The 8,818-nt window shown below is 45.0% G+C and carries 7 protein-coding genes, 2 tRNA genes and 2 pseudogenes; 10 read left to right on the top strand and 1 reads right to left on the bottom strand.

The genetic code is table 11. The annotated features are described in order from the left end of the window. The 10 genes and pseudogenes from QTO00_RS12170 to QTO00_RS12215 all read left to right on the top strand — a co-directional run. Positions 1-326 (top strand): annotated as a pseudogene (locus QTO00_RS12170) (lipopolysaccharide biosynthesis protein); the annotation flags it as partial. Continuing rightward, positions 323-1,702 carry an O-antigen ligase family protein gene (locus QTO00_RS12175; protein WP_331425055.1) on the top strand — a complete coding sequence of 460 codons (1,380 nt, stop codon included), beginning with the start codon at positions 323-325 and terminating at the stop codon, positions 1,700-1,702. The pseudogene QTO00_RS12170 and the gene QTO00_RS12175, both read left to right, overlap by 4 nt. A gap of 91 nt (positions 1,703-1,793) precedes the next feature. Next, positions 1,794-2,540 carry an acyltransferase gene (locus QTO00_RS12180; RefSeq protein ID WP_331425056.1) on the top strand — a complete coding sequence of 249 codons (747 nt, stop codon included), beginning with the start codon at positions 1,794-1,796 and terminating at the stop codon, positions 2,538-2,540. Beyond that, complete coding sequence (locus QTO00_RS12185) at positions 2,533-3,660, top strand: glycosyltransferase (RefSeq protein ID WP_331425057.1); 1,128 nt, start codon at positions 2,533-2,535, stop codon at positions 3,658-3,660. Before QTO00_RS12180 ends, QTO00_RS12185 begins: the two co-directional genes overlap by 8 nt. Beyond that, positions 3,657-5,093 carry a GumC family protein gene (locus QTO00_RS12190; protein WP_331425058.1) on the top strand — a complete coding sequence of 479 codons (1,437 nt, stop codon included), beginning with the start codon at positions 3,657-3,659 and terminating at the stop codon, positions 5,091-5,093. The genes QTO00_RS12185 and QTO00_RS12190 overlap by 4 nt, the downstream gene beginning before the upstream one ends. 129 nt (positions 5,094-5,222) lie before the next feature. After that, positions 5,223-6,314, top strand: coding sequence for a glycosyltransferase (locus QTO00_RS12195; protein WP_331425059.1), 1,092 nt, complete (start codon positions 5,223-5,225; stop codon positions 6,312-6,314). Beyond that, a pseudogene (locus tag QTO00_RS12200) lies at positions 6,311-7,368 on the top strand (glycosyltransferase). The gene QTO00_RS12195 and the pseudogene QTO00_RS12200 overlap by 4 nt, the downstream one beginning before the upstream one ends. A gap of 10 nt (positions 7,369-7,378) precedes the next feature. Next, positions 7,379-8,017, top strand: a complete 639-nt coding sequence (locus QTO00_RS12205; protein WP_331425060.1) for a sugar transferase — start codon at positions 7,379-7,381, stop codon at positions 8,015-8,017. Positions 8,018-8,184: 167 nt separating this feature from the next. After that, positions 8,185-8,261: transfer RNA gene (locus QTO00_RS12210), tRNA-Val, on the top strand. A 34-nt stretch (positions 8,262-8,295) separates the two neighbouring features. Then, positions 8,296-8,372, top strand: a tRNA-Val gene (locus QTO00_RS12215). 73 nt (positions 8,373-8,445) lie between these two features. Here the strand turns inward: QTO00_RS12215 and QTO00_RS12220 are convergent. After that, a partial coding sequence (locus tag QTO00_RS12220) for a lipocalin family protein (protein WP_331425061.1) occupies positions 8,446-8,818 on the bottom strand: 373 nt, incomplete at its 5' end.

The following is an 8,818-nucleotide window of genomic DNA, read 5'->3' on the forward strand; positions in this document are numbered from 1 at the left end:
GCCTAATGTGGTTAGAGTCAGGAATTGAAGCAATACTTTGGAGCTTGATTGTCGGACAGCTTAGTCGCTTTTCTCTTACCGTAATGTTTAGCCAAAAAGCCTACTCGCTTAATTACCAAACCAATGGTTTGTTTGCGCTGCTACTACTAACTGTTGTGTTTCTACTTACGAGCCAGTTACAGAAACGCGTTGAGACCTCTCTACTCATGCTGTTTTTGCAACCGTTAGGGATAGCTGCTGTTGCTCTGCGTTTTGGGCTTATCTCCACTGGCTATCTCAAAGCCTTCAGCCAATCGATAAATCGCTATTTGGGTAAGTCATTATGAGTAGCACTAACCAAACGATGCCTATTCTAGTGATGACGTCACTCAGCTTAGTACTGGCGGCAACTTGGTATTTAGTGCCTCACCCTGCGATTGTCGTTGTACTTTGTTTTGTGCCTTTAGGTGCTCTGTTTGTACTCAATCAAACGTTTTGGCTAGTGAGCCTATTTGTGCTGTTCTCGTTCTTTCGCATACATGAGGCGATTCCCGCTCTTTACTCTCTGAAAATCCCATTGCTGCTTTCGCTTGGCGCTTTGTCTGCTCTTATGTGGCACACCCTGGTCAGCAGGCAACTACAAACATTCTGGCACCCGAGCATGACCTGGCTTGCCATGTTCTGGGGATTGGTAATGATTGGAATCGTGCTTTCCTCAAACCCTGGGATTGCAATTACCTACTTCAAAAACATTTATTGGAAGATCATCGTGATGACGCTAGCAATCGCATGGTTGGTCAATACAGAAGATGCGGTGCGAAAAATCGCCACACTGATTATCTTGGCCGGTGGGCTAATCGCTGTGGTCGCTCTATATAACTCTTCTGCCGGAATTGGTCTTGTGGAGGGTACTCGCGTCACAATCGGCCGTCAGCTTGGTTCTGTTCTGGGTGACCCCAACGATCTATCCCTTGTTTTGATGTTCCCTCTCGCATTCGCGATCAGTTTCGCGACGACAAAAGACATTGGGTTTTCACGTATTCTTGGTCTAACCGGCCTGATTTTAGCAATGGCCGCTGTGATTGCGACTCAAAGTCGTGGCGGGCTTTTAGGCTCAGTTGCTGTATTTGGCATTTTCGGCCTAAGGCTTATTCGCTCTAAATCACTACTTATTTTTATTGGCGTGATAGGGTTAACGGTTCTATTTGCGGTGGCCGGTATTTCAGATCGCCAATCAGGAGGTGCAGCTGAAGAAGGTATCGATGCATCGGCAATGGGCAGACTGTATGCATGGGAAGCGGCATTCAAAATGGCACTCGACAACCCTTTCAGTGGTGTTGGTCTTAATAACTTCTACTCAAACTACTACTTCTACAGCTCACATTGGGACGGACTAAATCACGCAGTACACAGCACTTGGTTTGGTGTTCTCGCAGAGATGGGTTTCCTTGGGTTAATCATTTTTCTCGGAATGATCATTTCACTCATCAAAACGAGTAGACAAACTTTAGCTCGATTAGATCAATTGAAAGGCTCTGTATCTCCTTACCTAACAGCAACCGCGCTCGCAGTGTACGCAGGTGTTATCGGTACGGTTGTGTCTGGTACCTTCCTAACCCAAGGATTTACTTGGCCAATATACATACTCGCAGCCTTGTGTATTGCCATTTCTCGAATTACTCAAAAACATTCTCAATTTGAGAATCCTAGCACTACAGATTAGAAGTCTATGCTAACTAACTGTTTTTATAAAAAACATCTTGGCACATTACGTGAAATAGCCTCTACATAACTCAAATGTAGAGGACACAATCATGTTGGCTCAGCAAGTAAATCAGTTCAAAATTTGGCTACAGCACAATGAGAATCCGGCCTATCGCAAATTGTTTCTCATTTTGAAAACAGTCCGTGCCTGCGATATTCCAACACCGAAGATCTATAACAAGCTCGTTGGCTTCTTCTACTCTGGCTGCCACTCAGTTTGGAATAACCTAATCCGCGTAACGATTCATACCCCCGCTTTTAAAGGGCGTCTATCAGGTTACGGTCAGGGGTTGTACTTGTTCGGAGGTGTGCCTTTCGTTTCAGGCCCTCTATCTATCTCATTGGGTGAAGACTGTCGTATTTCAGGACAAACTACCTTTAGCGCGAGACCACAATCTATCAACCCATCACTCATCGTTGGTAGCAATGTCGATATTGGCTGGCAAAGTACATTCGCTGTCGGCAACAGAATCGTAATCGGTGACAATGTGCGCATTGCCGGACGCGCATTCTTATTTGGCTACTCTGGCCACTCTTTAGATGCACAGCTTCGAGCCAAAGGCTTAGGTGACTTAGATTGTGATGTCGGTGATATCGTGCTTAAAAACGATGTCTGGCTCGGCACCAACGTAACAGTTTGCCCAAATGTCACGATTGGAGAAGGAACGATTGTTGGCACAGGGAGTGTAGTAACCAAAGACCTCCCACCGTTTGTTGTTGCAGCGGGTAATCCGGCAAAAGTGATTCGTTCACTTGTTCAACATTCATCAAGCGATGAGGAGAATAACCATGCGTGATCTTATTGTATTCGGTGAAGACTTTGGCGGATTGCCATCAAGCACTCAACACCTTGTCACTCGCTTAGCAAAACAGCGTAAAGTCTTGTGGGTTAACTCGATTGGTTTGCGCCAGCCTAAGTTAACGACGCACGATATTAAGCGTGCGGCGAATAAGCTACTGGGTAGAAGCAAAGGTGGTTTTAATCAAAATCAAACTCAAAACCAAGGCCATGACTCAAACATTACGGTTGTAAATCTTAAGACCATACCTGCTCCGCGTTCTTGGTTTGCTCGTCAATTGGCTAAGGCAATGATTTGCTCGCAACTTAAACCCGTGATTGAAAAGTTAAAACTACACAAGCCTATCTTGTGGAGCTCGCTACCTACAACTGCTGATTTGTGTGGAACACTTGGTGAATCAGCGGTTGTCTATTACTGCGGAGATGATTTCTCATCATTAGCAGGCGTCGACCATAACACCGGTGCAGTCCATGAACACAAGTTGGTCGAGCAAGCAGACTTGATTCTTGCAGCAAGCGCAAAGCTTGTTACCAAGTTCCCGCAGACCAAAACACATTATCTGCCCCATGGCGTCGATACTAAGTTATTCAGCACGCCAGCTAAGCGCGCCGACGACTTACCTTCTTGCGAAAACAAAATCGCAGGGTTTTATGGCAGTTTGTCTAACTGGCTTGATTACAAACTTATCGAGCAAGTGTGCCTAGCCAACCCTTCTTGGCAGTTTGTGTTTATCGGTCCGATTGAGCTAGCTACGAATCCACTCCCCGATCTACCTAATGTTCATTACCTTGGCCCCAAACCACATAGTGATCTGCCAAGCTACAGCCAACATTGGGATGTAAGCCTATTACCTTTTAAGTCTAACGGTCAAATAGCCTCCTGCAGCCCGTTAAAGTTGCTCGAATATTTAGCCGCGGGTAGTCAGGTCATTGCGACCCCTTTTCCAGCGCTATCACCCTATCGCGATCGAGTCTATGTTGTCAGCAACACAGCACAGCTTAACCAAACGTTAAAAGAGATAGAACGTGGTTCTTCAACCGAAAAGCAGCACTCTCTAGCGGCTGAAAGTTGGGATGCGCGAACGTTAACCCTGAACCGTATGTTGGAGTCATTATGAATGAGCTAAAAATGAGGCTAATCGTCATACTTAATTCAGCATGGCGTCAGCGCTACGTTATTATCGTACCGATACTAATTCTACCCTGTGTTGGTTACTTTATTGGCAAAGTCGCGCCAACCAACTACGTGTCACACACATCGATGTTGATCCAGGAAACGGCCAAGATGAACCCTTTCCTGGAAGATATTGCGGTTTCGACCATGTTGAAAGAGCGACTTAATGCACTGAGCACGTTACTAAAAAGTCGCCATGTATTAACGGCTGTCGCGAAAGAGCACGGTTTAATTGATGCCTCGATGACTCCCGCTGAACGTGATTATATTATCAGCAGGCTTTCAAATAGCCTGACAGTCACGCAGCCAGGTAAAGATTTTTTGAAAATATCGCTGACTGCGCCAAAACCCAATGGGATGAAAGAGCTATTAGAATCGATCAGCGAGCACTTTATTGAGCAACTTCTGGCTCCTGAACGATCTTCTATCCAAGACTCTTCCGAGTTCCTCGCTATTCATATTGAAAAGCGCAGAGAAGAGCTCGATATCGCGGAAAATGAACTTGCAGATTTTAAGAATCGTTACGCTTCCGTGACACCCGAGATGCAAAGCCAAGCGCTAGGTAGACTCGCTTCGTTAAAGCAAAGTTACGCTGAGAAAAGTGCCGAGCTAGCGGGGGTCGAACGTAGCCTTGGCTCACTCGATCAACAGTTATCTAAGACAAACCCTGTGGTTGGTAAAATTGAAGACCAAATCATCGAGATCCGCAGTGAGCTTACACTTCTAAAAGCCAAGTACACAGAGAGCCACAGTGCCGTTCAAGGTAAAGAACGTGAATTGCGCCGCTTAGAAAACGAACGTTCTATATTGCTTCAGATGGAACAACCAAATATTAGCAGCGATCAGCTTTGGGACATTGCAAGTAGCAACAAACTTAAAGATCTGGGCGAAGTACAGCCCCTGCTCGTGACTCAATTGCAAAGCTTACAACTTGTCCGTGGCCGTTATGAGTCACTAACAGAAGAGACGAAAAGTTTACAATCGATGATCGCACAGTTAGAAACGCAAGCGAATAAATTCGGTGACAACGCGAAAACAATGCACCGTTTAACAAGAAATGCCGAGATTAAACGTCAGCTCTATGATGAGTTAATTCAACGCTATGAAATGGCGCAGTTAACCGGATCATTAGGTGTGTTTGAACAAAATAAACGGGTAAAAATTATTGACCTTCCCTACACACCAAGCCGTCCTGCCAATTTACCAACCATCGTTTTTGTAATCGCGGGCTTAGTGGCTGGCATCGGTCTTGGTGCTGGTGTCGCTATCCTCATTGAGTTGTTTGATTCCTCGATTCGACGTAAAGACGAAATAGAAGCCATAACTCGAGCTCCGGTGATTACCTATATTCCCAAAATTAAACCCAACCATCCATAACGATTTTCAAAATGAAAATCAGCTTGAGAATATTCAATACAACTAAGTAAGCCATTGAAATATATCGACTTAAATACTGGCATATAACCTGCTCTATCTATGTCATAAACTAATTTCTGGGGAGCCAACATGAACGCACACAGCAAAACGACCATCCATGTGGTTCAGCATCTTGCACCTGGCGGCTTAGAAACGTTAGCACTCAACATGCTTGAGTTTGCCAACCCTAGCCACAACGTTTTAATTGTTAGCCTTGAAGGGGCAAGGGAAAAGTCTCTAGCCAACTGGCCTAAGCTAGAAACCATCAAAGACAAAATTGTGTTTTTAGATAAACCCTCTGGACATAGCCTACGAACTGTTTATCAGCTGTATCGATTGTTCCGCACGTTAAAACCAACTGTGGTTCACAGTCACCACATCGGGCCCATTATATATGGCGCTGTTGCCGCGAAACTTGCTGGGGTGAACACCCGAATCCACACCGAACACGATGCGTGGCACTTAGACAACCCCAAACATCGTTACTTGCAACGTATTGCAATGTGGCTTGCTAAACCAAGAATGGTCGCCGATGCCAATTTAGTGAAGCAGCAGTTCCAACGCTATTTCGCTTATAAGGATGTGAATGTAATCAAGAACGGTATTGACTGTGAGCAGTTTACAACCGGTTCAAAACATTTAGCTCGCCAAGTTATGGGACTGCCTGTCGGTGTTACCATCATCGGCTCGGCCGGGCGATTAGAAACCGTCAAAGGTCACGACACGCTAATCGATGCAATGCCTCTATTGCCTAACCACATTCAGCTTGTTATTGCTGGTAATGGAAGTCAAAAAGAAGCGCTTCAAGCGAAAGTGAAACAGTTGGGATTGAATAGCAGAGTCACTTTCCTTGGCCTTGTTAACGATATGCCACGCTTCTACCAGTCTCTTGATCTGTTTTGCCTACCATCTCGGTGTGAAGGCTTCCCTCTTTCAACGTTAGAGGCTCAATCATGTGACGTTGTCACCTTGGCTAGCGATGTAGGCGCGACCAACGAAACCTTGTGCCCTAGAACCGGACAACTATTTGAAAGAGAAAGCCCTCAAGCACTAGCACAGTGTGTGTTAAACGCAATCGAGAATCAGCAAACACACTCTCCTCGAGAATTCGTACTTCAGAATAACGACATACGACAGATGATGAGAGCATATGAACTGTTGGCAGAGGAGAAAATCGCATGATTGACTTAGTACTCACCACCTTATTTATAGTTAGCTGTGTGTTGGTGATCTATCACCACGTTGGATACCCACTGCTGCTCTCTTGGTATTCGAAGCATCACCCATTTAAAACCTTTATCCAAAAAACAGATACAAGGTCATCATTGCTTGCGACGGTTGCACCGACAATACCGTCTTAATCGCAGAGCAAACGATTCAGGAAGCGATCTGTTCAGACACTCATTTTGAGATCCGAGCATTCAGTAACAATCGCGGTAAAGTTGCCATCGTCAATGAACAGATGAAGACGATCACTAGCGAGATCACCGCATTAAGTGATGTGTCTGCGCTTATATCTCTTGACGCGTTATGGATTGCCAACAAACACTTTCAAGCGACAAAAGTTGGCGTAGTGAACGGCTATTACCAACTGTTTAAACCCGGCAATGATGGTGAAGCCTGTTATTGGCGCTACCAAAGTCAACTGAAAATGCGTGAAGCGACTCTTGGTTCAACACTTGGCGCACATGGAGCCTTCTACCTTTTCCGCACACATCTATTTGAAGCATTGAGCACTGACACCATCAACGATGACTTTATGATCCCAATGTCGATCATCAGGCAAGGTTACATCGCTGAGTATGAGCCGCAGTTAATTGCGTTAGAAATGGAAGCGACCAATACACAAGATGATTTTAGCCGTCGACTCCGTATCTCGGCAGGTAACATGCAACAAGCCATAAAGTTGAGCGAAATGTTCTTACCTAGATACAAGGGCGTAGCGTTTGCGTTCTTTTCTGGCAAAGGGTTAAGGCTTATTACCCCTTACCTACTGATCTCATGCTTTATCAGTTCCATTGCGATGATGGATAACCCATTTTATTTCGTGGCGTTGGTTACACAAATCGTCCTCTACTCATTGGCAGTACTTAGCTACCTACTGCCTGACATTTTTAGCCATAAAGCCTGCAAATTGCTGCTGTATATCGTTGCAGGACACTGTGCAAACTTCATTGGTGGTTTGCGTTACCTATTCGGTCTTGAATCAGGAAAGTGGTCTCGCGTAGGCCAATAAGGAGATGATTATGAGCAATGTATCTACACATATTTCAATCTGGTTAGCAAAACGTCTGTTCGACCTATTTGGTGCCCTATTTGGCTTGCTACTACTTTTACCCGTGATGCCTTTTATTGCACTAGCAATCAAACTTAGCTCACCTGGCCCAGTGTTTTACAAGCAACTGAGAGTGGGTAAATCGACACCCGAAAAAATGGTGTTCTTCGAAATTATTAAGTTTCGTACCATGTATCAAGATGCCGAGCAGCGCACTGGAGCGGTATGGGCAACAGAAAACGATCCAAGAATCACCCCCGTTGGTAGTTTCTTACGTAAAACGCGTTTAGACGAGATCCCACAACTCATCAATGTGGTAATGGGCGATATGTCTTTAATTGGGCCACGTCCAGAGCGCCCGAGCTTTTACAGCAAACTCGAGAATGCGATCCCCTACTTTGCAGATCGTACATATGGAGTAATGCCTGGAATCACAGGGTTAGCTCAAGTTAACCAAGGCTACGATACTTGTATTGATGATGTCCGCAAAAAGGTTGGCTATGACCATAGCTATGCGCTTTCACTCTGTTCGCTAAAATCTTGGTTAACTATGGATATGAGCATCATCACTAAAACCATCGTTGTTATGTTTGATGGCCGAGGTCAATAAGAGTGAGTTAACCGTGATATGTACGTGATTCAAAGCACATTTTTTAACAGACGGTGCGTAAAACAGCGACAATTCGATTAGTTATAAACCAAACGAATAAAAATCACCGAAAATGCGCTTGCACGATTGAAAAACTCTCGGTAACATCCCTTTCGTTCTTAAGGAATGGGTCCGTAGCTCAGTTGGTTAGAGTACTACCTTGACATGGTAGGGGTCGGCGATTCGAGTTCGCCCGGACCCACCATTCCTTTTGCATAAACATGCAAAGATTAAATTTTGGATCCGTAGCTCAGTTGGTTAGAGTACCGCCTTGACATGGCGGGGGTCGGCGATTCGAGTTCGCCCGGATCCACCAAATTTACAAAAACGCCAAGCATTTTGCTTGGCGTTTTTGTTTTTGGATCCTGTGATGAGTTAGCGCTATGGCTCTATTGATGCTCTACGTAAATCAACTGCTCAACATCAAACCCGAGGGCTTTAGTTTGAGTTTCGAACTTGGTGATAACCTCTGGCGAGACTGTTGGCGTTCGTGATAACAACCAAAGGTAGTCGTTGTTGGGGCCCGATACGAAAGAATAGCTATAGTCTTTGTCTTCTAATTCGAAAACAACGTAGGAGCCATAGAAAGGTCCAAAGAAAGAGACTTTTAAGTACCCTTCACTGGCGTCATCAACAAAGTAGGCTTTACCTTCTGCTTGCTTCCATTCCTGGTTCTCTATAGAAAAACCGCTATTGATGACCTTAACGCCGCCATCATCTCGTAATGAATATTCGGCAGTAACTGAGGTCAGTCCGCGCTCA

Source organism: Vibrio sp. M260118 (genome assembly GCF_036533755.1).
Classification (GTDB): domain Bacteria; phylum Pseudomonadota; class Gammaproteobacteria; order Enterobacterales; family Vibrionaceae; genus Vibrio.

Excerpts from the sequence above, each read along its gene's own strand:
- QTO00_RS12180 (WP_331425056.1), top strand. The coding sequence starts at position 1,794 with ATGTTGGCTCAGCAAGTAAATCAGTTCAAAATTTGGCTACAGCACAAT.
- QTO00_RS12190 (WP_331425058.1), top strand. The coding sequence starts at position 3,657 with ATGAATGAGCTAAAAATGAGGCTAATCGTCATACTTAATTCAGCATGG.
- QTO00_RS12175 (WP_331425055.1), top strand. The coding sequence starts at position 323 with ATGAGTAGCACTAACCAAACGATGCCTATTCTAGTGATGACGTCACTC.
- QTO00_RS12195 (WP_331425059.1), top strand. The coding sequence starts at position 5,223 with ATGAACGCACACAGCAAAACGACCATCCATGTGGTTCAGCATCTTGCA.
- QTO00_RS12205 (WP_331425060.1), top strand. The coding sequence starts at position 7,379 with ATGAGCAATGTATCTACACATATTTCAATCTGGTTAGCAAAACGTCTG.
- QTO00_RS12185 (WP_331425057.1), top strand. The coding sequence starts at position 2,533 with ATGCGTGATCTTATTGTATTCGGTGAAGACTTTGGCGGATTGCCATCA.